The sequence below is a fragment of the Pseudomonas sputi genome, assembly GCF_021603585.1.
GTDB classification, from domain to species: Bacteria; Pseudomonadota; Gammaproteobacteria; order Pseudomonadales; family Pseudomonadaceae; genus Aquipseudomonas; species Aquipseudomonas sputi.
Genome location: NZ_BQHI01000001.1, coordinates 82211 through 106111, shown reverse-complemented (window position 1 = coordinate 106111; position 23901 = coordinate 82211). Strand labels below are relative to the sequence as shown.

21 protein-coding genes are annotated in these 23901 nt (G+C 61.3%); 15 read left to right on the top strand and 6 right to left on the bottom strand.

Annotated features, from left to right (window positions below; genetic code table 11):
• Positions 1-452: 452 nt before the first annotated feature.
• Complete coding sequence (locus tag L6D81_RS00465) at positions 453-1820, top strand: AAA family ATPase (protein WP_236177403.1); 1368 nt, start codon at positions 453-455, stop codon at positions 1818-1820.
• Entirely contained in the window at positions 1813-2433 is a 621-nt protein-coding gene (locus L6D81_RS00460) for a retron system putative HNH endonuclease (RefSeq protein WP_236177401.1), read from the top strand. The genes L6D81_RS00465 and L6D81_RS00460 overlap by 8 nt, the downstream gene beginning before the upstream one ends.
• A gap of 85 nt (positions 2434-2518) precedes the next feature.
• On the opposite strand, the gene L6D81_RS00455 is transcribed toward L6D81_RS00460, so the two are convergent.
• Positions 2519-3076, bottom strand: a complete 558-nt coding sequence (locus L6D81_RS00455; protein ID WP_236177780.1) for a DUF4174 domain-containing protein — start codon at positions 3074-3076, stop codon at positions 2519-2521.
• A 210-nt stretch (positions 3077-3286) separates the two neighbouring features.
• On the opposite strand from L6D81_RS00455, the gene L6D81_RS00450 reads away from it, so the two are divergent.
• Complete coding sequence (locus L6D81_RS00450) at positions 3287-3751, top strand: GNAT family N-acetyltransferase (RefSeq protein WP_236177399.1); 465 nt, start codon at positions 3287-3289, stop codon at positions 3749-3751.
• Here the strand turns inward: L6D81_RS00450 and L6D81_RS00445 are convergent.
• The 3 genes from L6D81_RS00445 to L6D81_RS00435 form a co-directional block, all read right to left on the bottom strand.
• Positions 3741-4082, bottom strand: a complete 342-nt coding sequence (locus tag L6D81_RS00445; RefSeq protein WP_236177397.1) for a hypothetical protein — start codon at positions 4080-4082, stop codon at positions 3741-3743. The genes L6D81_RS00450 and L6D81_RS00445 overlap by 11 nt on opposite strands.
• 13 nt (positions 4083-4095) lie before the next feature.
• On the bottom strand, positions 4096-4881 hold the full coding sequence (locus L6D81_RS00440; RefSeq protein WP_236177396.1) for a sulfite exporter TauE/SafE family protein: 786 nt from the start codon (positions 4879-4881) through the stop codon (positions 4096-4098).
• Between the two features lie 95 nt (positions 4882-4976).
• Positions 4977-5726, bottom strand: a complete 750-nt coding sequence (locus L6D81_RS00435) for a hypothetical protein (RefSeq protein ID WP_236177394.1) — start codon at positions 5724-5726, stop codon at positions 4977-4979.
• 247 nt (positions 5727-5973) lie between these two features.
• Here L6D81_RS00435 and L6D81_RS00430 point away from each other — a divergent pair, with 247 nt between their 5' ends.
• The 3 genes from L6D81_RS00430 to L6D81_RS00420 all read left to right on the top strand — a co-directional run bounded on the left by L6D81_RS00430 (position 5974) and on the right by L6D81_RS00420 (position 8537).
• A complete protein-coding gene (locus tag L6D81_RS00430; protein ID WP_236177391.1) occupies positions 5974-7122 on the top strand; it encodes an aldose epimerase family protein in 1149 nt (382 codons plus the stop codon).
• 93 nt (positions 7123-7215) lie between these two features.
• On the top strand, positions 7216-8037 hold the full coding sequence (locus L6D81_RS00425) for an aldo/keto reductase (protein ID WP_236177390.1): 822 nt from the start codon (positions 7216-7218) through the stop codon (positions 8035-8037).
• Positions 8038-8066: 29 nt separating this feature from the next.
• Positions 8067-8537 (top strand): DUF1810 domain-containing protein, encoded by a 471-nt coding sequence (locus tag L6D81_RS00420; protein ID WP_236177387.1) that lies wholly within the window; start codon positions 8067-8069, stop codon positions 8535-8537.
• Here L6D81_RS00420 and L6D81_RS00415 read toward each other — a convergent pair.
• Positions 8502-10862, bottom strand: a complete 2361-nt coding sequence (locus L6D81_RS00415) for a DNA polymerase II (protein ID WP_236177385.1) — start codon at positions 10860-10862, stop codon at positions 8502-8504. The genes L6D81_RS00420 and L6D81_RS00415 overlap by 36 nt on opposite strands.
• 189 nt (positions 10863-11051) lie before the next feature.
• Between L6D81_RS00415 and L6D81_RS00410 the strand changes: the two genes are divergently transcribed.
• On the top strand, positions 11052-11492 hold the full coding sequence (locus tag L6D81_RS00410) for a CBS domain-containing protein (RefSeq protein ID WP_011335068.1): 441 nt from the start codon (positions 11052-11054) through the stop codon (positions 11490-11492).
• A gap of 75 nt (positions 11493-11567) precedes the next feature.
• On the opposite strand, the gene L6D81_RS00405 is transcribed toward L6D81_RS00410, so the two are convergent.
• Positions 11568-12191 (bottom strand): glutathione S-transferase N-terminal domain-containing protein, encoded by a 624-nt coding sequence (locus tag L6D81_RS00405; protein ID WP_236177383.1) that lies wholly within the window; start codon positions 12189-12191, stop codon positions 11568-11570.
• Between the two features lie 1090 nt (positions 12192-13281).
• On the opposite strand from L6D81_RS00405, the gene L6D81_RS00400 reads away from it, so the two are divergent.
• From L6D81_RS00400 to L6D81_RS00365, 8 genes are all read left to right on the top strand, one after another.
• The gene (locus L6D81_RS00400) at positions 13282-14100 is read left to right on the top strand and encodes a TonB family protein (RefSeq protein ID WP_236177381.1); all 819 of its coding nucleotides are present in this window, start codon (positions 13282-13284) and stop codon (positions 14098-14100) included.
• A 49-nt stretch (positions 14101-14149) separates the two neighbouring features.
• Positions 14150-14854, top strand: coding sequence for a MotA/TolQ/ExbB proton channel family protein (locus tag L6D81_RS00395; RefSeq protein ID WP_236177379.1), 705 nt, complete (start codon positions 14150-14152; stop codon positions 14852-14854).
• Positions 14854-15255, top strand: a complete 402-nt coding sequence (locus L6D81_RS00390; protein ID WP_236177378.1) for an ExbD/TolR family protein — start codon at positions 14854-14856, stop codon at positions 15253-15255. The genes L6D81_RS00395 and L6D81_RS00390 overlap by 1 nt, the downstream gene beginning before the upstream one ends.
• Before the next feature lie 208 nt (positions 15256-15463).
• Positions 15464-18169 (top strand): TonB-dependent receptor, encoded by a 2706-nt coding sequence (locus L6D81_RS00385; protein ID WP_236177376.1) that lies wholly within the window; start codon positions 15464-15466, stop codon positions 18167-18169.
• Between the two features lie 110 nt (positions 18170-18279).
• Positions 18280-20151, top strand: a complete 1872-nt coding sequence (locus tag L6D81_RS00380; RefSeq protein WP_236177374.1) for an extracellular solute-binding protein — start codon at positions 18280-18282, stop codon at positions 20149-20151.
• A gap of 1 nt (position 20152) precedes the next feature.
• The gene (locus L6D81_RS00375) at positions 20153-21217 is read left to right on the top strand and encodes a microcin C ABC transporter permease YejB (protein WP_236177373.1); all 1065 of its coding nucleotides are present in this window, start codon (positions 20153-20155) and stop codon (positions 21215-21217) included.
• On the top strand, positions 21217-22239 hold the full coding sequence (locus tag L6D81_RS00370) for an ABC transporter permease (RefSeq protein ID WP_236177371.1): 1023 nt from the start codon (positions 21217-21219) through the stop codon (positions 22237-22239). Before L6D81_RS00375 ends, L6D81_RS00370 begins: the two co-directional genes overlap by 1 nt.
• Positions 22240-22253: 14 nt before the next feature.
• Complete coding sequence (locus tag L6D81_RS00365) at positions 22254-23867, top strand: ABC transporter ATP-binding protein (RefSeq protein WP_236177369.1); 1614 nt, start codon at positions 22254-22256, stop codon at positions 23865-23867.
• The last annotated feature ends 34 nt before the right edge of the window (positions 23868-23901 follow it).

Sequence of the window (23901 nt, the reverse complement as noted above, 5' to 3'; positions counted from 1 at the left end):
GAGCTCCCTTCCACGAGAGGGTGGCAGCTTTGCGCAGGTGTGGAAGTCCGGGACCCCGAGAAAAACCCGGTGCACTCGAGAGTGCTCCTGCGCATAGCTGCCATAAGCAAACAATGTTGGCATAAAAGGCGCCAACAAGTGTTTACAGGCGCACATGCGCTTTCAGGATTCACCGGACTTCCACATCCGACCGCTGATTTTGCAGCGGCTCGGAAAGGTTATCGGCACGGCTCTCGGAGCACCAGTTCCTCAGTGCCGCCGCGCGTTGCAGGAAAAATCCGATGGATTTGAAGGGTGTTGCGCAGCTCATTCTGGTGGGAATATGCGGCAACTATTTTCATGGGTGACCGGGTGAAGTGGAGTATCTACACTCCATCGAATCAATCCGTGGCCGGGGATGACATAATGCGTGCCAAAGCTTTTAAACCGACTGACCCTCGAAGGGCGTTGTAATGGAAATCTACAGATTGAGGCTCACGAATGTCGGTCGGTTCGCCGATGTGAACGTTCGATTGGCGCCTACCTACGAACACCCTTCTAAAGTAACCGTACTGGTTGGGAACAATGGCGCCGGCAAGACCACTCTTCTTAAATCCTTAGCAAACTCGCTGAGTTGGCTGGTCGCAAGAGTTCGTAACGAGAAAGGCAATGGCAATCATCTGGCTGAGGAAGACATTCAGAATGGAGCTAACGCAGCATTAGTGTTGGTCTCTGTAATTGACGAATCTTCTACAACGCCCCTCCCTCCGGACTCCGATGGTGACAATAGCCTTTTTGTTTGGGGTATTGGCCGCGGGAGGCAGGGTAGAAAACACTCCATGCACAGCACGTTAGCGGATGCAACTCGCTTGGCAGACCACTATCGCAATCAACTGACTGCCGATGATAAGGCGTCTCTTCCACTGATCGCTTACTACCCCGTCGAGCGTTCGGTTTTGGAAATACCGCTTAAAATAAAAACCAAACACACCTTTGATCAGTTGGATGGGTACGACAACTCTTTGAATCGAGGCGTCGACTTCCGTCGCTTTTTCGAATGGTTTCGTGAACGTGAAGATAGTGAAAACGAAACTGGAGTATCCACAAGCGCATTGTTGGAAATCTCCAAAAAGTTCGGTACTGACAGCGACGTTTGGAAAACCCTGTCCAAACTGAAAGCCTCCTCCCGCGACCGCCAACTGACTGCCGTGCGCTCCGCCATCGCCGCGTTCATGCCCGGCTTCACCAACCTGCGCGTGCAACGCAAACCGCACCTGCACATGGCCATCGACAAGGACGGCGTCACTCTCAACGTTGCCCAGCTATCGCAAGGCGAGAAGTCGATGATGGCGCTGGTCGGTGATATCGCCCGCCGTTTGGCGATGATGAATCAGTCGCTGGACAACCCACTCCACGGTGACGGCATTGTGCTGATCGACGAAGTGGATCTGCACCTGCACCCGAAATGGCAACGCAGCCTGATCCGCCAACTGAGCGAAACCTTCCCCAACTGCCAGTTCGTACTGACCACCCACTCGCCACTGGTCATCAGTGACGCCAAGGACGTGCTGGTTTACGTGCTCAATGACGGTGAACTCCACGAACACAACGGCCTGTATGGCCTCGATGCCAATCAGGTCCTGCTGGAAGTCATGGACACCGACATCCGTAACAGCGAAGTGCAAAAACGCTTGAACGCGCTGCTCGAACGCTTGCAGGACGGTGATCTGGAAACCGCACAGAAACTATTCGCCGAACTGGCAGAAGAACTTCCAGACGGTCATATCGAACTGGCGAAAGCCGCGCTGTTGCTGCGCAAGCTGGAGCTGCGTCGTGCGTAAGATCACCAAGGGAGCCGAGCCAGAACAACTCATCAGATGGAAACGCGCCAACACAACATTACGTTACCGGGACCTGCCCAGCGAAGAACGCGTGAGTGTGCGTACGGCCTGTATAGCGGAACAGTTCAGCCTTTGCGCCTATTGCTGCCAGACCATTGCAGGCGACAACTCACATAACGAGCACGTTGAAGCCCAGGATAAAGCCCCCAATCGCACATTGGAGTTCACCAACATCGTTGCCAGCTGCCAGCGCCAGAACCAATGTGGACATCATCGAGGCACGCGCCCACTAGATCTGACGCCCTTGATGGAGGAGTGCGAGTCGGAATTGAAGTTTTACCTATCCGGTAGAGTGACCGGCAAAACCGAACGCGCAAATTCAGCTCTGGAAATCTTGAATCTGGGCCATACCGAAGAAAGCAATCGCGGACTCATAGGGGCGCGGAAACAGCTGGTCGATCAGCTGATCTTTACTGGAGGCATGCAACCCGATGACCTTGAAGATGAAGAGCTTCTGGGCATTCTCCTAGATGACATGCTGACTCCCAAGAATGGCCAACTTGCGGCTTTTTCTCCGGTTCTGGTCAATGTCATCCGTCAGCTCCTGCCCTGATATTCAAGTATCGCAATCATTCCGGCGGACAAAAAAATGGCGAACGTTTAAAACGTTCGCCATTTTTATTCAGAGCCAGCCGCAATCAATCATCCGGCATTTCCGGCGGCTTGGCCGGCTTGGTCGGCTTAGTCCCTTTCGCCCCCTTGGCCGGCGCAGGTTCTGCAGCGGCCGGGGCAGTAACGACGGTGGAGGTGGCTTCTTTCTCGGCGGCAGGCATTGCATCGATGGTGTCGAAGATCTTCTTCAAGTCGACCGTCGCCGCTTCATCCCCCGAAGCCGTCAGTTTGGTCTCTCCATCCTTGCCCACCAGAAAGACCTTCGGATACGCCCCGGCGCCCAGCTTCAGCGAGCGCAGCAGCGCCATGGTTTGCTGCTGCTCGAGGCTTTTGCCATCGACCTGACCGCTCATGCTGAGGATGGTGTAGACCTTGATCTTGCGGTCGGCGATGCCTTGCTTGTTGGCCGGGTCGTCCAGCGCTTTTTTCAGGCTGACCCAATAAGAATCGACCGTACTGGAAGCGATCACGATCAATGGGCGGTTAATGCCCTTGTCGACGTCCAGAGGGGAATCGCCGTCGGCGGCGAACAGGGGGCCGGCGATCGCCAGCAAGAGTGTCAGGGTCAGTGACCTGATGAGCATGCGCATCTCCTTTTGATATCCACGCTCTAATGATTGCGCATCGCGGCGATTGTTCCGGAGGCTGCCCGGCAAAAGTGTTTCGCCTTGCCCAAAGCTTAGGTCAGCACCGGTTTTGCGCAACCGGCTGGGCGCGATCGTGTCGCGCATTTGATGATCTCTTATGACCGCATTAGGGTGGCAGCTCCAACTGTGAAATGGAGTTCAACGCGTATGCACATCGACTACCTCTGCCATCACCCGCATCTGATCGAGGAACTGGCCGAACTCAACTTCAAGGAATGGGGCCAGTACAAACCCGAAGACACCCTCGCCAGCCGCACTGAACGCATGCGCGCCGCCTGCGGTAAAGGTGCGATACCCAGCGTGGTGGTGGCGATCGAAGACGGAAAACTGCTCGGCGGTGCACTGCTGATCGACAGCGACATGGACACGCGCCCGCATCTGACGCCGTGGCTGGCCGGGGTCTACGTGAAGGCCGAACAGCGTGGCCGCGGAGTCGCCTCGCAACTGGTCAACCGCATCGTTGAGGAAGCCGCCGCACTGGGCTTGCCACAGTTGTACCTGTACACCGATGCGGCGCAGTCGCTGTATGCGCGACTGGGTTGGGAGGTGGTCGAAGAAATGGAATATGACGGCTTGCCGGTGACGGTGATGAAACGCTCTATCAGCCAGTGATCGCTTGGCTGCGCGCCAAGTCCAGCGCCGCTTCCAGCCCGGAGAGCTCGACGCTTCGGCCATCAAGCCGAAGCATTCCGTCATCAAAGCTGACGCTCAAGGTCACAGTTGGCGTGTCGCCCGGATATTTGCGCAGCAGGAGATCAATACCGCCAGCGGTTTCATGGGTAGTGGAAATCAGCTCCCACTGGCTGCCACTCAAGTCCAGCAGCGTCTGTTGGCGCTGCTGATCAACCACTAGAGGCGCGTATAGCCAGTGGCTCATGCGTATTTCCCGGGGCTCGACCGTGATGGCGAGACGCCCATTGCAATGGAATGTGATTTCGCTCATGGATGCTCGCCGATCAGAACGCCAGCTTGTAACCGATCAACACCAGCATCGTTGCCAGGCACGGGCGCAGCAGTTCATCGGAGACGCGGCCGGTCAGGTGGCTGCCGAGCCAGATGCCGGGCAGCGAGCCGACCAGCAGAAAGCCCAGCACGCCCCAGTCCATGTTGCCCATGCTCGCGTGGCCGAGGCCGGCGACCAGGGTCAGCGGTACGGCGTGGGCGATTTCGGTGCCGACCAGACGACGGGTCGGCAGCAGTGGATAGAGGATGAACAACGCGACGGTGCCGAGGGCGCCGGCGCCGATGGACGTCAGGGCGACCATGGTGCCGAGGACCAGACCGGTGATCACGGTCATGACATTCAGGCGCATACCGCTGGGGTTGTAGTTGCCGCCGGCGCGTTTGTGGGCGAACTCCAGCAGGCGTTTCTTGAACAGAATCGCCAGCGCCGTGGCGAACAGCACGAAGCCCAGCGCTTGCTTGATGATTGCGTTCATCGCGTCCGGCGCGGTGTGCAGGGTGCTGAGGAACCACAAGGTCATCGCCACCGCCGGGACACTGCCCAGGGTCAACCAGCCGGTGATGGCCCAGTCGATGTTCTTGTTTTTCCTGTGCACCAGCACGCCGCTGGATTTGGTGATGGCCGCGTACAGCAGATCCGTGCCCACTGCCGTGGCCGGATTGATGCCGAACCACAGCAGGATCGGTGTCATCAGCGAACCGCCGCCGACACCGGTCATGCCGACGATGAACCCCACCACCAACCCGGCAATCACCAGGCCGAAATTTGCCAATTCCATGAAGACATCCAGAAGACGACAGGAAAAATCTGGCCCGCAGCATAGCGATTTTTCTTATAACCACCTATATCGATCCGATCTATCGTTATGCCATTTCACTGCACCGGCAAAAAATTCAAGAACAGCAGGCTCTGCGCGTAATTCAGCCCGATGCGCCGGTAGCGCTCATCGAGCATCTGGGTCAGCAGATCCAGGCGCGCCACGACTTTGCCGAACTCCGTGGCGAAGCTCAGGTTGCTGCCCTCTTCGGAAATCTCGTTGGAAAACAGCAGCGGCTGGCCTTCCTTGTTCTGCCGCTGGGCGAGGATCCACGTGGCTTTCTCGATGTTGCGCGCAGCGTTGTTGACGAAGGTCGGATTGATCGCATCGGTCATGTAGAACTCGGTGCGGTTGCCGTGGGCGGTGACCAGCATGCTGCCGATCGCGTAGATGAACGCACCAACCCGGTCACCGAGAAATTCAGGGCTCATGGCATAGCTCAGCGCTGCCAGATCCTTTTTGCCGCCGAGGGTCGGCAAAGGTTGCTGCTGCTCGATGGCCAGCCGCACCTGTTTGACCGCCGTGCGAATGTCGAGAAAGCCGGATTTGCGCAACTCGTCCGGGTTGCGCAGGTACAACTTGCCCATCAAGCGATAGAGGCTGTCGAGGTTGTCGCGCATCGCCAGCGTGGCCATACGGTCGACGCTGGTCTGGAGAAACTCCTGAGGCCTGCCCTCGCGCATCTGGGTGATGAAGTTGTTGCCCTCCTGATGGCTGCAACCGCCGAGCAACAGCGTCGACAGACAGGCCAGCAGCAGGCACGGGCGGTGAATGTATGCAGCGATGGGGTGCAAAACTCTCGGCATGAATGCTTTGACGGACACGTTCCTGTGCAGCGGAAGTCACCGCACCCTGGCCATGGATAGAGCCGGGGATTTCGAAAAAGTGCAGTGCCGGCGCGGATTCCCGACCTTCGGCGCTGTTGGCTCATTCAATTTAGTCCGACTTTATTTTTGCATTAATCGCTACTTCCGCTATAAATTCCCATTCATCCACTAATTAGCATGACTATTTAACGATTTTCAAAACAACAACAAAAAGGAAGGTCAACCCATGCTTCAATCCCGACACTCACTCTGCGGCCTCGGACTGTCCCTGATGATCGCCACCCTCTCCGCCCAGGCCGCCGGCCTGTCCAGCGAACACAAAGCCTTCGGCAAAACCAATGACGGCACGCCCGTCGAGCAATACATCCTGCGCAACAGCCACGGCATGCAGGCCACGGTCATCACCTATGGCGCGACCTTGCAGGCGCTGCAAGTGCCGGACAAACACGGCCAGCTCGACGACATCGTCCTCGGCTTCGACGATGTGCAGGGCTACCAGAAAGGCACCGCGTACTTCGGCGCAACCATCGGTCGCTTCGGCAATCGTCTGGCCGATGGCGCCTTCGAACTCGACGGCAAACGCTATCAAGTGCCGCAGAACGACAAGACCAACGCCCTGCACGGCGGAACGCAGGGCTTCGACAAAAAGGTCTGGAAAGCGAAGGAAACCAAGGACAAGGATTCGGTCGGCGTGACCCTGACCTATCTGTCGGCAGATGGCGAAATGGGTTTCCCCGGCAATCTCACCACCGAAGTGACCTACCGCCTCACCGACAGCAACGAGCTGCGCATCGACTACAAGGCCAGCACCGACAAACCCACTGTGCTCAACCTGACCAACCACAGCTACTTCAACCTCGCCGGCGCCGGCAATGGCGACATCCTCAAGCAAGTCGCCACCCTGCACGCCAGCCATTACACCCCGGTCACCGCCAAGCTGATCCCGACCGGCGAACTGGCCCCTGTGGCCGGCACACCGATGGACTTCACCAAACCCACCGCCATCGGCCAGCACATCAAGGCCGATCACCCGCAATTGAAATTCGCCGAACCGAAACACGGTGGCTTCGATTTCAACTGGGCGCTGGACACCCAGGGTGACGTCAGCAAACTCGCCGCCGAAGTCAGCGACCCGCAATCCGGTCGCCACTTGCAGCTGTTCACCAACGAACCGGGCGTGCAGTTCTACACCAGCAACTTCCTCGACGGCACGGTCAAGGGCAAGGGTGGCAAGGTCTATCCGCACTGGGGCGCGTTCACCCTGGAGACCCAGCACTACCCGGATTCGCCGAACCAGCCCAACTTCCCGAGCACCCGCCTGGATCCGGGCCAGACCTACACCCAGAGCGTGGTGTTGAAGTTCTCCGCCAAGTAGCTGCCCTCACCCTCCTTTCTGGAAGCGGACGGAACCCGTGGGCTATCCTGCTGCCCACTTAAAGGTATCGACCGTTTCAGAAAGGAGGTTTGCATGCGTACCCTCGAACTGGCTGGCGTGCAGGTGCCGGTGATTGGCCAGGGCACCTGGCGCATGGGCGAAGACCGTTCGGCGCACAAGCGTGAAGTCGCGGCCCTGCGCAGCGGCATCGAACTGGGCATGACCCTGATTGACACCGCGGAAATGTACGGTGAAGGCGGTGCCGAAACCGTGGTCGGCGAAGCCATTGCCGGTCTGCGCGATCAAGTGTTCCTGGTGAGCAAGGTCTACCCGCACAACGCCAGCCGCAAAGGCATTCCCCAGGCTTGCGAGCGCAGCCTGCGCCGGCTCGATACGGACTACATCGATCTCTATCTGCTGCATTGGCGCGGCCAGTATCCGCTGGAAGAAACCGTCGAGGCCTTCGAGCGCCTGCGCGAGGACGGCAAGATCGGCCGCTGGGGCGTGTCAAACTTTGATGTCGACGATCTCGAAGAACTGTCGGCCCCGGCCTGCGCGACCAATCAGGTGCTGTACAACCTGGAAGAACGCGGCATCGAATTCGATCTTTTGCCGTGGTGCCAGCAACAGCGCATGCCGCTGATGGCGTACTGCCCGATCGGCCAGGGCGGCGCGATGCTGGCCGAGCCGGTGTTGAAACAGATTGCCGCTCGTCACGGCGTGACCCCGGCACAGGTTTCGCTGGCGTGGATTCTGCGTCAGGATGGGCTGATTGCGATTCCCAAGGCCGTGCGCCCGGAACATGTGCAGCTCAATGCACAAGCGGCGCAGCTGCAACTCGAAGCCGGGGATCTGGCGGCGCTGGACCAGGTGTTTCACGCGCCACAACGCAAGCAGCGGCTGGCCATGGTCTGAGCCACCGCCGACTGACAGGGGGCTTCGCCATGAGAAGCACTGATCAGGACGATCCATTCAACCTGCAACGCTTCGTGCTTGCCCAGGACCCGGTGTTTGATCGGGTCCAGCACGAACTCGGCGAAGGCCGCAAGCGCAGCCACTGGATGTGGTTCGTGTTCCCGCAGTTCGCCGGGCTCGGCGGCAGCGAGATGTCGCGGCGGTTCGCGATCAATTCGGCACCGGAAACCCGCGCCTACCTCGACCACCCGCTGCTCGGCGCCCGCCTGCGGACCTGCACACAACTGGTGCTGAATGTGCGGCAGCGTTCGATTGCCGAGATTTTCGGCCATCCGGACGACCTGAAATTCCACTCGTCGATGACCCTGTTCGCCCAGTTCGCTGACGACGACAGCCTCTGGCATCAAGCGCTGGAGCGTTACTTTCACGGCATTCTGGACGAATGGACCCTGCAGCTGCTGGACTCAAAACAGGCCCAGTTGCCCCCCGATCAGGGTTGAGAAATCGTCGTCGACAAACGGCAGGATCGCATCCGCCACCGGTTGCAGCTGGCGGGTGATGTAGTGGTCGTAGTCGATGGCCGCGCGGCGCACTTCCAGTGGCTCGGGCCCGGCCAGGGTAATGACGTAGCTGATCCAGCCGCCGTTCTGGTATTGCCGCGGGCGACCGTGCTGCGCGTTGTAATCGTCCGCCAGCCGTGCGGCGCGCACGTGGGGCGGCACGTTGCGTTCGTAATCGTCGAGGGTGCGGCGCAGACGCTTGCGGTAGACCAGTCGCTCGTCGAACTCGCCGGCCAGGGTCTTGCGCACGTACTCGCGCACGTAATCCTGATACGGCTTGCGCTGAAAGATCCGCTCGTACAGTTCCTGCTGGAATTGCCGGGCCAGCAGCGACCAGTCGGTGCGCACGGTTTCCAGGCCTTTGTAGACCATTTCTTCGCTGCCGTCGGCACGGGTCACCAGACCGGCGTAGCGCTTTTTGCTGCCCTCTTCGGCGCCACGGATGGTCGGCATCAGGAAGCGTTTGTAGTGGGTTTCGAACTGCAGTTCGAGGGCGCTTTCCAGCCCGTACTGGTCACGCACATGCTCGCGCCACCAATCGTTGACGTGCTGCACCAGCGCTCGGCCGATGGTCGCCGCTTCTTCCTGACCGTGGGGGCGACGCAGCCAGACGAAGGTCGAATCGGTATCGCCATAGATCACCGCGTGGCCCTGAGCCTCGATCAACTGCCGGGTGCGCAACATGATTTCGTGGCCGCGCAGGGTGATCGATGACGCCAGCCGCGTATCGAAAAACCGGCAACCGCTTGAACCGAGCACGCCGTAGAAGGCGTTCATGATGATCTTCAGTGCTTGGGACAACGGCGCGTTGTGTTCGCGCTTGGCGGTCTCGCGCCCCTCGGCGACCCGGGCGACGATGGACGGCAGGCAATGCCGGGTGCGGGAGAAACGAGCGCCGCGAAAGCCCGGCACCGAGTCGCTGTCATCCGGATGCTGCAAGCCTTCGATCAACCCCACCGGGTCAATCAGAAAGGTACGAATGATCGACGGGTAAAGGCTCTTGTAGTCGAGCACCAGCACCGATTCGTACAGCCCCGGTTGCGAGTCCATGACAAACCCGCCGGGGCTGGCCTGCGGAGGATGGGTGCCAAGGTTCGGCGCCACAAAGCCCTGGCGATGCATCAACGGCATGTACAAATGGGTGAACGCCGCCACCGAGCCGCCGCTGCGATCCGCCGGCAGGCCGGTGACGCTGGCGCGCTCGAGCAAGAATTTGAGTAACTCAGTCCTGGCGAAGATCCGTGTGACCAGCTCGCAGTCCCTGAGGTTGTACTTGGCCAGCGCCGGTTTGTCCTCGGCGAACATGCGGTTGATCTCGTCCATGCGCTGGTACGGGTTGTCGATCGATTTGCCTTCGCCGAGCAGGGTCTGGGCGACGTTTTCCAGACTGAACGACGGGAAGTTCCAGGTCGCCGAACGCAGGGATTCGATGCCGTCGATGATCAGCCTTCCTGCCGCTGCCGCGAAGTAGTGATTGCGGCTGCCGTGTTCGCGCCACTGCATTTGCTCGCCGCCGCGCCCGAGCTTGAGCGGCACGCCGAGGCGCCGGGCGTGTTCGTGAAGGATGCGCAAATCGAACTGCACAAGGTTCCAGCCGATGATCGCGTCGGGGTCGTGTTGGGCGAACCAGTCGTTGAGCTTCTTCAGGATCAGGGTGCGCGACTCGCAGTACTCGAGGTCGAAATCGACGATGCTGGCATCGCCATTCGGTGCGCCGAGCATGTACACCTGGCGTTCGCCGCAACCTTCCAGCGCGATGGAATACAACTCGCCCTGCTCAGTGGTTTCGATGTCCAGCGAGACCAGCCGCAGTTGCGGACGATAGTCGGGCGCCGGCTTGAGGTGGGCGTCGAGCAGCACGCCATCGGCAGCGTGCGTGCCGCTGAACCAGACGGGCGCGGTGATGAACCGCTCCATCAGGTAACGCTCGGGCGGTCGCACGTCGGCTTCGAAGACGTCGACACTGTGACGGTTGAGCGCGGTTTCCAGACGCATCAACTGACCATGCTGCTGGCAATACAGCCCGAGCACCGGGCGATGCTCGAAATCCAGCAAGGCCAGGGGGCGCAGTTCGACGTTCTTTTCGTCCGCCAGCACCCGCTCGGCCTGCTCGCGCTGCGCCGCCGGGATGAACGCCACCGACGGCTGATGCGGCAATCGCACACGGCGCGGCCCGGCGTCGGTCGCCAGCCAGAACTCGACTTCGGTGCCGGCCGGGGTGTCGCGCCAATGCCGGGTCAGGACGAAGCCCTGCTGTAAATCCACCACTGCAACCTCGGGAATTGATTCAGACGGGCATTCTACGCGGCATTGCCGCAACCGGTGACACCGGCCACGCCATGAAAAATCCGGTCAAATGACGTTTTTTGCGTGTTATCTGCCGTTTTGCGGCCTTGCCCTGCGCGCCTGCGTCTACGATGCTTGGAGAACAACGACAACACCTGAGTAACCGCCATGAAAACCGTCGCCCAACTGCTCAAGCTCAAAGATCCAAAAAATCAGGAAGTGCACCAGATCAAGCCCGATCACATGGTGCTCGAAGCGCTGATGAAAATGGCCGAAAAAAACGTCGGCGCCTTGCTCGTGGTGGAAGACGACAACGTGGTGGGCATCATCAGCGAGCGCGATTACGCGCGCAAACTGGTGCTGCACGGGCGCTCATCGGTGGGTACGCCGGTGCGCGACATCATGGTGGCGAACGTGATCACGGTGGACACTCACCAGACCGTCGACACTTGCCTTGGCATCATGTCCGACAAACGCCTGCGTCACTTGCCGGTGGTGGAGAACGGCAAGCTGATCGGCCTGCTGTCGATCGGCGACCTGGTCAAGGAAGCGATTGCCGAACAGGCCGAGCTGATCAAACAGCTGGAGCAGTACATCCGCGGGGAGTAATGCCCCACCCTGATCGTTGATCGTTCCCACGCTCCGCGTGGGAACGATCAGACGAGCAGCCATTCAGCCGAAGACTCAGGCAGGCCAATGCCGCGCAAAGACCGGCGCCAGCACCGGGTGTCGGTCGATGCGCAGCAGCCATGCATGGAAACCGGGTCGGGCCTGGCCCAGGTGTTCGCGGGCACCGGCCCAGCGCGTGACCACCGCTGCCAGCACATCCAGCGCCCCCGGTGTTTCATCGTCCAGGTACAGCTCGGCCGAGAACTGGTCGGCAAACACCTCCCAGCTCCAGTGCAGGCGTTCCCGTGCACCCGCCATCAGATTCTGTCGCGAAGCCTCGTCCGGCATCACCAGCCAGCGTTCGGGGTAATCAATGATGCCGATGGCCGCATAGCAATTGCTGACGATGTACACCAGCCCGCGAATCGCCTGATCGCGGTCAGCGCCGTTGGCCGGCAGCAGGCCGGATTGCGGGAAGCTCAGCCCCAGATGAATCAGGATCGCCGCACTTTCGGTGATTGCACTGCCGTCCGGCAGTTGCAGGGTCGGGATCTGTTTGAGCGGGTTGAGCCGCGCCAGCTCCTGCGCTGCTTCCGCGCTGGCCTCGATATCAATGAAGCGGTAAGCCACCTGGCACAACTCGAGCGCCGCCTCGATGGCGGCCGCCCCTGAATTGCGGTGTCCGTAGAGCTGATACATATCCCCTCCTCCACTGCGAAAGGCATCCCGCCTGGCCCTATTTATAGCTGTTGTATCGAATTTGGCACGGATTGCGCATTCATCGGCAGCTTGCGAATCCCTGATCTCGCAAAACAGCGCTGGCGGTGCCCATCCCGCACCAAGAGCAATCAGCGAACGCTATCCGCGTTCTTGTAAGGTGCGATACCGAACCAAAAGTTCGCGTATCCGAGCTGGCAACAAGGAGTTCACCGCGTGAATCTTCATCGGCTGCGCCACACTCTTCTCTCTGTGTCCCTGTACCTGCGCCCTGTTCGTCCTGCGAACAGTCCGTGCATTCCTTTTATTACCTGAACGCCTGCACTATTTATTTTTTAAATAGCACGCAAGCAGTCATTGCGTGCGCGCTGCATTAATGAATGCAACAACACATTGTTCGACAATAACTTTCAGGCAGCACACCCATACAACTTTCGCTGTACGACGTTAATGCCCGAAGCGCACCAAAACTGCACTTGAAGTCAATAAACCGATCCAGCGCAATGACCGACTTTATTTAGACAAGAACAAGGAACATCGCCTGTGGCCCGCTAAAACACTGACTCGCACCAAATCAGTCCGCCACGCACCATCACGCGTCCTGGCCGACACGAGAACAGCCGCTCTATCTCGCTGAACAGCGCGATACCGCGCGAAGCCTGTCTCGCCCTGAAAAAAGCCCTGTAAACAGGGCCGTCGGGCGGTTATGCGCCCATGAAAAGCGGCGTGCCTGATGAAACTTATATAAATGCGACATACGTATCATCCGTGAAATAACCGATACACATTTGGTCACTCTTTGGCACAGCGGTTGCTATTGCATCCACCATGAGGGCACGAATGATGTTCGCCACTCAATTGCACACTCACTAATAAAAGAACAGCCACGGACCGGATCAATGAACCATCGAAGTCGGCATTACTGAAGCAACACGCTGCACAAGCCCTGTTCAATAGATAGTTCAACTATCGGCTTCTGCACACCCGTATGAAAGTTGCGACCACTCACTCGAACAACGCTGTGTTGTTCGAACGGCACTTTATTGCCCTTCATCCACCCGAGGGAGCTTTAATGAACGATGCGGTAAAGCACAGAACGCCGCCGGGGCCAGTACCGAACGCAGCGCTTGCGTCGGTGGCGGGTCGGCCCGTCTATCAGGCCAACACGTCTCAGCCCGGCGGCCTGAACAAGCAGCAGATGCTGTTGCTGGTGGCGGTGTCGGCGCTGATACACGGCGGCGCCTGGTGGTTTTTCCAGCAGGCCAGGGCCGAGCCGCTGCCCACGCCACCGGAAATTCCGGAAATGACCGTCGAGCTCACCAGCCCGACACCTCCGGCGCCGCCAACACCGGAGCCGCCGCCCCCACCGCCGCCCCCTCCCGAACCGGAACAACCGGTGGAAGACGAGGACGCGGTCAAGCCACCGCCCAAACCGGTGGAAAAACCCAAGCCGATCGAAAAACCGAAACCGGTCGAGAAACCCAAACCGGTGAAAAAGGTCGAGCCGCCGAAAGCGCCGCCCGCCCCTGCGCCACCGGCTGCACCTGCTGCCCCGGCCACCCCGAGAGCGCCACCGGCACCTGCTGCGGCACCGGGCCCGGTGAAAGAGTCGGCGGCGATTTCCGGCCTCGCCAGCCTGGGCAACCCGCCACCGGAATACCCGTCGCTGGCCCTGCGGCGCAACTGGGAAGGCAGCGTGGTGCTGCGGATTCAGGTGCTGGCCAACGGTCGCGCCGGTTCGGTGACGGTGACCAAGTCCAGCGGCAAGCCGCAACTGGATGACGCGGCGGTCGCAGCGGTGAAGGCCTGGAAGTTCATTCCGGCCAAACGCGGCGACACACCGATCGACGGCTTCGCCACCCAGACCATCGATTTCAAATTGCCGCAATGACGGCACGACAACCGAACTCACAACCGATTAACGCAAGCGAGGTGTAGCCATGAACGATTCTCTGTCTTCGATGATTGTCCCCGGCGTGCTCTGGGGGCTGGTGCTGTTTTCCGTGGTCAGCTGGGCGATCCTGCTGGTCAAGTCGGCGCAATACCTGCGCCAGAAAACCCAGAACAAGCAGTTCAGCAAAGCCTTCTGGGGCGCGCCGGACCTGCTCACCGCCGCCGAACACGCCAGCCAGTATCCGGGCTCGCTGGCGCGGATCGCCAGCAGCGGTTTCGAAGCCTTGCTGGTGGAAGAATCCCCTCGCACCACCCAGCAACTGGCGCACACCATCAACCGCTCCGACCGACTGGAACGCAACCTGCGCCAGCAGATCCAGAAGGAACGCCGCTCGCTGGAAAACGGCCAGGCGATCCTCGCCAGTATCGGCAGCACCGCGCCGTTCATTGGCCTGTTCGGCACCGTGTGGGGAATCATGGAGGCGCTGCAAAGCATCGGTGCCAGCGGTTCGGCCAGCCTGGAAACCGTGGCCGGGCCCATCGGCCACGCGCTGATCGCGACCGGCGTGGGGATTGCCGTCGCGGTGCCGGCGGTGCTGATTTACAACCTCTTCCTGCGCCGCCTGAAGCTGGCCTCGGCGGACATGGATGACTTCGCCCACGACTTCGACGCACTCGCCTCGCGCAGCGCGTTTTCCATCAGCCGCCAGGCCATCGCCAAGTCCACGGCCGCCGTGCGGGAGGCCAGCTGATGTCCTTTTCCACTCAAGACAGCGATGAAGTGCTCAGCGAAATGAACGTCACGCCGCTGGTGGACGTGATGCTCGTGCTGCTGGTGGTGTTCATCGTCACCGCGCCACTGATGACCAACGCGATCAAGGTCAACCTGCCGAAAACCGATGCCGTCGCCCCCGCCGAAAAGAAGGACCCGGTGGTGGTCAGCGTCGATCAGGACGGCAAGTTCTTCCTGGCCAAGACCGAGCTGGCGCCGGAATCACTGGAGGCCAGCCTCAAGGAGGTCAAGGCCAGGGACGCCGACGTCCGCGTGCAGCTGCAGGCCGACTCCGCCGTGAATTACGGCCAGGTGGCCAAAGCCATGGCGTCCATCGAGCGCTCGGGCATCACCAAGATATCGGTGATGACCACCCGCTGACGGCGGTGCCGGGCGCGCTGTGAGGGACGCGCTCGGCACCGTTTGTTGAATCCCGTCGCAATCGGCCGACCGAAAAAACGCAGCGCGTCTTCGGAGGGGATCGGCTTGCTTGAAGAAAGTGGTTTTCGCGGCGCGGCACCACCGTGCTCCGTGCAAAGAGGGCTCACAAGGCCATTTCGATAAACGTCTAACAAAGTCGGAAACAACCATGCTGATGAACACTCCACGCTTCACGCTCAAACCCTTGGTGGCGACGATTTCCCGCCACCGTTTCGTTCCGTTGTACCTGGTGGCCATGGGGATGGGCACCGGGGTTCAGGCCGCCGAGGACGACAACAGCGTCCCGGCCGCTGCGGCGGTGGTCGCGCCGACCACGCAACTGCAACGGGTCGAAGTGACCGGCTCGGCGATCCGTCGGGTCGACGCGGAAACCGCGGTGCCGATCACCGTGCTCAAGGCCGATGAACTGCGCAAACAGGGCGTGACCACCACCGCCGAACTGGTGCAGCGCATCACCGGCAGCCAGTCGATCAACAACAGCGCAGGCTCGGTCGGCGCGGCCACCGGCGGCGCCTCCTTCGCCGACATGCGCGGCATCGGCGCGAACAAGACGCTGGTGCTGCTCAACGGTCGCCGGCTGGCCAACAACGCCCTGTCGGGCACCAACTCGGCCGGCGGTGCGGTGGATCTGAACATGATCCCGTTTGCCGCGATCGAGCGCGTGGAAGTGCTGCGCGACGGCGCCTCGGCCCTGTACGGCACCGACGCCATCGGCGGTGTGATCAACTTCATCACCAAAAAATCCATGACCGACGGCCAGCTCACCCTCGGCGGCGAAACCCCGACCCACAGCGGCGGCGGTGCGACCAAGGACATGAGCGCCAGCTGGGGCTACGGCGATCTGGAGCAGGACCGCTTCAACGTGCTCGGCGTGTTCAACTACAACAAGCAGCAGAACCTCGACGCCAACGACCGCTCCTTTGCCCGTGACTACGTGCCCGGCCGGGGCCTGGACCAGACCTCCGGCACCGCGTTCCCCGGCAACTACAGCCAGAACGGCAACGCCACCAACCCGCTGGCCAACAGCAATTGCAACGGCCCCAACCTGGTGGCCCGCGACGGCCTCTGCCGCTTCAGTACCCGGGAATTCATCGACCTGGTGCCGCAGACCGAGAAGACTTCGTTCTTCGGCAAGACCACCGGCAAACTGGCCGACGACCACAACGTCAATCTCGAATACTTCTGGTCGCGCAACAACAACGCCACCGCCGTCGGCCCGGCGCCATTGACCGGCCTGAGCCTGGACTCGTCCTCGCCCTACTACCCCGGCAACGGCATCACCCCGGCGCCCACCGATTTCGCCCTCGACCCGACGCAACCGGTGGACGTGAACTGGCGCGAGACCGCCGCCGGCCCGCGTGAATCGAAAGACCAGAACACCAGCCAGCGCTTTCTGCTGAGCTTCGACGGTCTGGTCGGTGGCTGGGACTACAACGTCGGCGCCTCGTACAACCAGAACAAGATCGTCTCCAGCGTCACCAGCGGCTACGTCAGCGATCAGGCGATGATCGACGGCCTGGCCAGCGGCCTGCTCAACCCGTTCGGCCCACAGACCAGCGCCGGTCAGCAGTACATCGATCAGGCCATGTACCACGGCGCCTATTCCACGGCGGTCGGTCGGGTCGCCGGTTTCGACGGGCGAATCAGCCGCGAAATCGGTGACTGGTTCGGTGCCGGCCCGTCGGGCCTGGCCCTGGGCGGCGAGTACCGCAAAGAGAAATTCCACCAGGACTTCGAAGCCTTTGCCGGCGATATCCAGAGCCTGGGGATCGATCCGGCCGGCAGTGTCGAGGGCGATCGCAGCGTGAAAGCCGCCTACGCGGAAATCAACGTGCCGGTGCTCGACAGCCTGGAATTGTCCGCCGCTGTGCGTCACGACAAATACAGCGACTTCGGCAGCACCACCAACCCGAAATACTCGTTCCGTTATCAGCCGCTCAAGGAGCTGGTGGTCCGCGGCGCCTACAGCGAAGGCTTCCGCGCGCCGTCGCTGTATGAGTTGTATTCGCCGCGCAGCATCACCTACACCCAGGGCTACTACAACGACCCGGTGCTGTGTACCGGCGGCGTGGTGCAACCGGGCGGCAACGGCGGGCGCGATTGCGGTCAGCAGTTCCTCAACCAGATCGGCGGCAACGAAGACCTGGCCCCGGAGAAAGCACGCAACGTGACGCTGGGCTTTGTCTATCAGCCGGTCAGCAACCTGTCCGTGGGCCTGGATTTCTGGTGGATTCACATCTCCAACCAGATCCAGCCGTTCCCGGAATCCACCGTGTTCGATCAGGCCGGCAGCTACCCCGACCGTTTCGTGCGCAACGCCGACGGCACGCTCAACTACATCGTCACCGGCAACGCCAACCTGGGCATCGTCGAAACCAACGGCGTCGATGTGTCGCTGGACTATCGCTTTCCGAATACGCCGTACGGTCAGTTCGGTCTGGGCCTGCAAGGCACTTATGTCGACGAGTACGACTTCCAGAGCACCATCAAGGGCCCGTTCACCGACAAGGTCGGTGACTTCAAGGGTGACGGGGTGATTGCCCGCTGGAAACACAACCTGACCGGTTCCTGGACCTTCGGCGCCGCCCGCGCGGCGCTGACCAACCGTTTCACCACCGGCTATAACGACTACGACCGCGAGACCAACGCGCGGGTCGCGTCGTATTCGGTGTGGGACCTGTCGGCCGGGTACACCTTCGACAAGGTGCTGGACGTGGATGCCGGGGTGAAGAACCTGTTCGACCGCGATCCGCCGTTCTCCAACCAGGCCTACAACTTCCAGAGCGGTTATGACCCGCGCTACACCGACCCGCTGGGCCGCACGCTGTTTGCGCGCATGACGTACCACTTCTGAGTCCCGGTCGGGGCCGCGCAAGACTCCGGCCGGCCCCTTCCCCTTGCGAATTCGCATCCCGCAGCGGCCTGCCGCCGCTCCGGGCTTTTCCGGCTCAGAGGAACGACTTCATGACATTCATGCGCAACATGGCCGGCCTGCTGCTCGGCGGTGCGCTGCTGTGCAACGCGGCATCGGCGCTGGCCGGCGGCAGCTACGCGATGACGGTGTACGGCGAAGCGCCGAAATACCCCGCCGGTTTCCGGCACTTCGACTTCGTCAATCCCGACGCACCGAAGGGCGGCTCGCTCAGCCGCGCTTCGATGGAGATCGGGCAGTACAACTACATCACCCCGTATGCCGATCAGGGCATTTCCGTGGTGCAGGTCAACGACTGGGTGTATTCGCCGCTGGCGTTCCGCTCGCTGGACGAGCCCTACACCGTCTACGGTCTGGTGGCGCAATCCATGGAGCGCGATCCCGGCGGCCTGTGGGTGCGTTTCAACCTGAACCCCGAGGCGCGTTTCGCCGACGGCACACCGATCACCGCCGAAGACGTGCGCTACACCTTCGAGCTGTTGATGACCAAGGGCAGCCTGAGTTATCGCCAGCAATACGCCGACGTGCAGGACGTGCTGATCGAAGGCCCGCGGCAGATTCGCTTCACCTTCAAGAACAACCTCAACCGCACCCTGGCGCTGGATCTGGCGTCGCTGCGACCGGTGCCCGAGCACTGGTGGAAGACCCGCGACTTCGCCAACGGCGGCGGTTTCGAACCCCCGTTGGGCAGCGGCCCGTACCGGGTGAGCAAGGTCGACGCGGGACGCAGCATCAGTTTTCAGAGAGATCCGCACTGGTGGGGCAAAGACCTGCCGGTCAGTCGCGGGATGTACAACTTCGACAGCCTGACCGTGAATTTCTACGGCGACACCGACGTCGCCCGGCAACTGCTGCAGGCCGGCGCGTTCGACTACAACCGCGAGTTTTCCTCGTCCGGCTACGTGGTCGGCTACGACAGCCCGGCCCTGCGCGACGGCCGTCTGCAACAAGCGATTCTCGCCCCGGACAAACCGACCAGCGCTCAGGGTTTTGTGTTCAATCTGCAGAACCCGCTGTTCAAGGACCGCCGCGTGCGCCAGGCGCTGAGCCTGCTGTGGGATTTCGAGTGGACCAACAAACAGATGATGCGCGGCTTCTACGTGCGCCAGAACAGCTACTGGCCAAAAAGTGAAATGGCCGCCACCGCCCTGCCCGACGCAGCGGAGCGGGCAATCCTTGAACCGCTGCGCGGACAGATCCCGGACGAGGTCTTCACCCAGGTTTATCAGGCACCGAAAACCGATGGCAGCGGCTACATCCGCGACAAACAGCTGCAGGCCCTGAAACTGCTGGCCGAGGCCGGATGGACGCCGAAGCACAACCGCTTGGTAAACGCTGCCGGCGAGCCGCTCGAATTCACCTTCCTCGACGGCCAGGGCGGCTTCGACCGCATGCTGCTGCCGTACAAGCGCACCCTGGCGCAGATCGGCATCACCCTGAATCTGCGGCGCATCGATTCGGCGCAGTACATCAACCGGCTCAACGCCCGGGACTACGACATGATCGTCACCAGTTTCCCCCGCAGCGGCGATCCGATCGTCTCGCCGGGCCGCGAGTTGTACAGCCTGTATGCCTCGCAAAGCGCGACCCAGGTCGGCAGTTCCAACTCGATGGTGCTGGCCGATCCTGCGGTGGACCGGCTGATCGACGGCCTGGTCCAGGCCAATACCCGCGACGCCATGGTGCGTTACGCCCGCGCCCTCGACCGGGTGCTGCAATGGGGTGACTACATGATTCCCAACTACTACTCCAAAGGCACGCCGACGGTGTTTCAGAACCGCTTCGGCAGGCCGGCGGTGCAGCCGATCTACAGCGAAGGCCTCGACACCTGGTGGGAGGTCTCGGCCAAGCCGCTGACCAACCAGCAGATGAGCGCCCTGCGCCAGCTCGCGGGGGGCCAGTGACATGTGGCGTTATCTGAGTCGACGGCTGTTGCTGATCATCCCGACGCTGCTGTGCATTCTGGTGGTCAACTTCGTCATCGTGCAGGCCGCGCCCGGTGGCCCGGTGGAACAAGCCATTGCCCGCCTGCAAGGCTTCGGCGGGCACAGCATGGGCGGCGCCAGCGAGGTGACCGCCATCGGCGGTGCCGGGCGCAGCAGCCGTGGCCTGGACCCGGCGCTGATCGAAGAGATCAAGCACCACTACGGCTTCGACAAACCGATGCACGAACGCCTGTGGCTGATGCTCAAGAACTACGCGCAACTGGACCTGGGCAGCAGCTTCTTTCGCGGTGCAAAAGTCACTGACCTGATCGTGCAGAAACTGCCGGTGTCGCTGTCCCTCGGCCTGTGGGCGACCTTGATCACCTACCTGATTTCGATCCCGCTGGGCATTCGCAAGGCAATCAAAAACGGCAGCGCGTTCGATGTCTGGAGCAGCACGGCGATCATCGTCGGTTACGCGATGCCGGCCTTTCTGTTCGCGATCCTGTTGATCGTGGTGTTCGCCGGGGGCAGCTACGTCAACTGGTTTCCGGTGCAGGGGCTGGTCTCGGACCACTTCGACAGCCTGAGCCTGTGGGGCAAGGTCGGCGACTACCTCTGGCACCTGGTGTTGCCGGTGACGGCGCTGGTGATCGGCGGTTTTGCGACGCTGACGATCCTGACCAAGAACAGCTTCCTCAACGAGATCAGCCGCCAGTACGTGATCACCGCGCGCGCCAAGGGGTTGACCGAAAGGCGCGTGCTTTACGGCCATGTGTTTCGCAACGCGATGCTGTTGGTGGTGGCCGGTGTGCCGTCGGCCTTGATAGAGGTGTTTTTTGCCGGCTCCCTGCTGATCGAAACCCTCTTCAACCTCGACGGCCTCGGGCGCATGAGCTACGAAGCGGCGGTGTCACGGGACTACCCGGTGGTGTTCGGCACGCTGTTTCTGTTCACCCTGTTCGGCCTGTTGATCAAGCTGATCGGCGACCTCTGCTACACCCTGCTCGACCCGCGCATCGACTTCTCGGCGAGGACTGCCTGATGTTCACACTCTCCCCTCTGGGCCGGCGGCGCATCGCGCAATTCAAGGCCAACCGTCGCGGGCGCTGGTCGCTGTGGCTGTTCATCGGGCTATGCCTGATCTGCCTCGGCGGCGAACTGATCGCCAACGACAAGCCGCTGGTGATCCGCTACCACAACGCCTTCTACTTCCCGATCCTCAGCGATTATCTGGAAACCGATTTCGGCGGCGAGCTGCCGTTCCAGCCGGATTACGCCAGCAATTACGTGCACAAACTGATCGAGGATCAGGGCGGCTGGATGCTGTTCCCGCCGATCCCGTTCAGCTACGACACGGTCAATTACGACCTCACGGAACCGGCACCGAGCCCGCCGTCCTCGCGCAACTGGCTGGGCACCGACGATCAGGCCCGGGATGTGTTGGCGCGGGTGATTTTCGGCACGCGGATTTCGATCCTGTTCGCGCTGATCCTCACCGCCGTCAGTGCGCTGGTCGGCATCGTCGCCGGAGCGTTGCAGGGTTATTACGGCGGCTGGGTCGACTTGCTCGGGCAGCGGGTGCTGGAGATCTGGTCGGGATTGCCGGTGCTGTACCTGCTGATCATTTTGTCCGGGTTCGTCTCGCCGAGTTTCTGGTGGCTGCTGGGGATCATGGCGCTGTTTTCCTGGCTGGCACTGGTGGATGTGGTGCGCGCCGAGTTCCTGCGCGGGCGCAGCCTGGAGTACGTCAAAGCCGCGCGGGCCCTGGGCCTGACGGACAGCGAGCTGATGCGCCGGCACATTCTGCCCAACGCGATGACCTCCACCCTCACCTACCTGCCGTTCATTCTGACCGGCGCCATTGCCACCCTCACCGCGCTGGATTTTCTCGGCTTCGGCATGCCCGCCGGCACCGCATCCTTGGGTGAACTGATCGGCCAGGCCAAGCGCAATCTGCAAGCGCCGTGGCTGGGGCTGACGGCGTTTTTTGCCCTGGCGCTGATTCTGTCCCTGCTGGTGTTTATCGGCGAAGCCTGCCGTGACGCGTTCGACCCGCGATCCTGATCCCCGGAGCTGAAATGAGCGATAACCTGATTGAAATCCGCGACCTGCGCGTCGCCTTCGCCGGGCACGAAGTGGTGCACGGCGTGAACCTCGACATCCGCCGCGGCGAGTGCCTGGCACTGGTCGGCGAATCCGGCTCGGGCAAGTCGGTGACAGCCCATTCGATTCTGCGTTTGCTGCCAGGCAAGACCGTCAGCAGCAGCGGCAGCATCCGCTATAACGGTGTGGATCTGTTGCACGCCAGCGAACAGCAACTGCGCGGCTTGCGCGGCAACCGCATCGCGATGATTTTCCAGGAGCCGATGACCTCGCTGAACCCGTTGCACACGGTGGAAAAGCAGATCAGCGAAGTGCTGGAGATCCACAAGGGACTCAAGGGCCGCGCCGCGCGCCAGCGCACGCTGGAGCTGCTGGAACTGGTCGGCATTCGCCAGCCGTTGCAGCGTTTGAAGGCCTATCCGCACCAGCTCTCCGGCGGTCAGCGGCAACGGGTGATGATCGCCATGGCGCTGGCCAACGAACCGCAATTGCTGATCGCCGATGAACCGACCACCGCGCTGGATGTGACCGTGCAGCAGAAGATTCTCGAGCTGCTGATCGAGTTGCAGCAACGCCTCGGCATGTCGCTGCTGCTGATCAGTCATGACCTCAATCTGGTGCGGCGCATCGCCCAACGGGTGTGCGTGATGCGCCACGGGGAAATCGTCGAACAGGCCGATTGCGCAACGCTGTTCCGCGCACCGCAGCATCCTTACAGCCGCTTGCTGATCGAGGCCGAACCGTCGGGTGCGCCGGTGCCGAGTCGCTACGATCACAACCTGCTGGAGGTGGACGATCTGAAAGTCTGGTTCCCGCTGCCCAAGGCGTTGTTCAGCCGCACCCGGCAATACATCAAGGCCGTGGACGGCGTGAGTTTCCGTCTGCAACGGGGCAAGACCCTGGGGATTGTCGGCGAGTCCGGCTCGGGCAAATCGACGCTGGGCCAGGCGATTCTGCGACTGGTGGAATCGGAGGGCGATATCCGCTTCGGCAACAAGCATTTGAGCCTGCTCAACCAGCGCTTGATGCGCCCCTTGCGCCGGCAGATTCAGGTGGTGTTCCAGGACCCGTTCGGCAGCCTCAGCCCACGGATGTCGGTGCAACAGATCATCGCCGAAGGCCTGCTGACCCACGGTATCGGCACGGCCGAGGAACGAGAGGCGGCGGTGATCCGCGTGCTGGAGGAAGTCGGCCTCGACCCGCAGAGCCGCCATCGCTATCCCCACGAATTTTCCGGCGGCCAGCGCCAGCGCATTTCCATCGCCCGCGCATTGGTGCTGGAACCGGCGCTGATTCTGCTGGACGAACCGACCTCGGCGCTGGATCGCACGGTGCAGAAACAGGTGGTGGAATTGTTGCGGCAGCTGCAGATTCGCCATGGCTTGACGTACCTGTTCATCAGTCATGACCTGGCGGTGGTGCATGCGCTGGCGCACGACTTGATGGTGATCAAGGACGGCAAAGTGGTGGAACAGGGAGCATCGCGGGACATTTTTGCGGCGCCGCAGCATGCCTATACCCAGGAACTCCTGAAAGCCTCCGGCCTGGCAATGGCAAAAACCGGGCGCGAGCGGGTTACAGCAATCTGATCTTCAGTGTTTTCAGATTTATTGTCCGGCCACT

Excerpts from the sequence above, each read along its gene's own strand:
- L6D81_RS00465 (WP_236177403.1), top strand. The coding sequence starts at position 453 with ATGGAAATCTACAGATTGAGGCTCACGAATGTCGGTCGGTTCGCCGAT.
- L6D81_RS00455 (WP_236177780.1), bottom strand. The coding sequence starts at position 3,076 with ATGCTCATCAGGTCACTGACCCTGACACTCTTGCTGGCGATCGCCGGC.
- L6D81_RS00450 (WP_236177399.1), top strand. The coding sequence starts at position 3,287 with ATGCACATCGACTACCTCTGCCATCACCCGCATCTGATCGAGGAACTG.
- L6D81_RS00445 (WP_236177397.1), bottom strand. The coding sequence starts at position 4,082 with ATGAGCGAAATCACATTCCATTGCAATGGGCGTCTCGCCATCACGGTC.
- L6D81_RS00440 (WP_236177396.1), bottom strand. The coding sequence starts at position 4,881 with ATGGAATTGGCAAATTTCGGCCTGGTGATTGCCGGGTTGGTGGTGGGG.
- L6D81_RS00435 (WP_236177394.1), bottom strand. The coding sequence starts at position 5,726 with ATGCCGAGAGTTTTGCACCCCATCGCTGCATACATTCACCGCCCGTGC.
- L6D81_RS00430 (WP_236177391.1), top strand. The coding sequence starts at position 5,974 with ATGCTTCAATCCCGACACTCACTCTGCGGCCTCGGACTGTCCCTGATG.
- L6D81_RS00425 (WP_236177390.1), top strand. The coding sequence starts at position 7,216 with ATGCGTACCCTCGAACTGGCTGGCGTGCAGGTGCCGGTGATTGGCCAG.
- L6D81_RS00420 (WP_236177387.1), top strand. The coding sequence starts at position 8,067 with ATGAGAAGCACTGATCAGGACGATCCATTCAACCTGCAACGCTTCGTG.
- L6D81_RS00410 (WP_011335068.1), top strand. The coding sequence starts at position 11,052 with ATGAAAACCGTCGCCCAACTGCTCAAGCTCAAAGATCCAAAAAATCAG.
- L6D81_RS00405 (WP_236177383.1), bottom strand. The coding sequence starts at position 12,191 with ATGTATCAGCTCTACGGACACCGCAATTCAGGGGCGGCCGCCATCGAG.
- L6D81_RS00400 (WP_236177381.1), top strand. The coding sequence starts at position 13,282 with ATGAACGATGCGGTAAAGCACAGAACGCCGCCGGGGCCAGTACCGAAC.
- L6D81_RS00395 (WP_236177379.1), top strand. The coding sequence starts at position 14,150 with ATGAACGATTCTCTGTCTTCGATGATTGTCCCCGGCGTGCTCTGGGGG.
- L6D81_RS00390 (WP_236177378.1), top strand. The coding sequence starts at position 14,854 with ATGTCCTTTTCCACTCAAGACAGCGATGAAGTGCTCAGCGAAATGAAC.
- L6D81_RS00385 (WP_236177376.1), top strand. The coding sequence starts at position 15,464 with ATGCTGATGAACACTCCACGCTTCACGCTCAAACCCTTGGTGGCGACG.
- L6D81_RS00380 (WP_236177374.1), top strand. The coding sequence starts at position 18,280 with ATGACATTCATGCGCAACATGGCCGGCCTGCTGCTCGGCGGTGCGCTG.
- L6D81_RS00375 (WP_236177373.1), top strand. The coding sequence starts at position 20,153 with ATGTGGCGTTATCTGAGTCGACGGCTGTTGCTGATCATCCCGACGCTG.
- L6D81_RS00370 (WP_236177371.1), top strand. The coding sequence starts at position 21,217 with ATGTTCACACTCTCCCCTCTGGGCCGGCGGCGCATCGCGCAATTCAAG.
- L6D81_RS00365 (WP_236177369.1), top strand. The coding sequence starts at position 22,254 with ATGAGCGATAACCTGATTGAAATCCGCGACCTGCGCGTCGCCTTCGCC.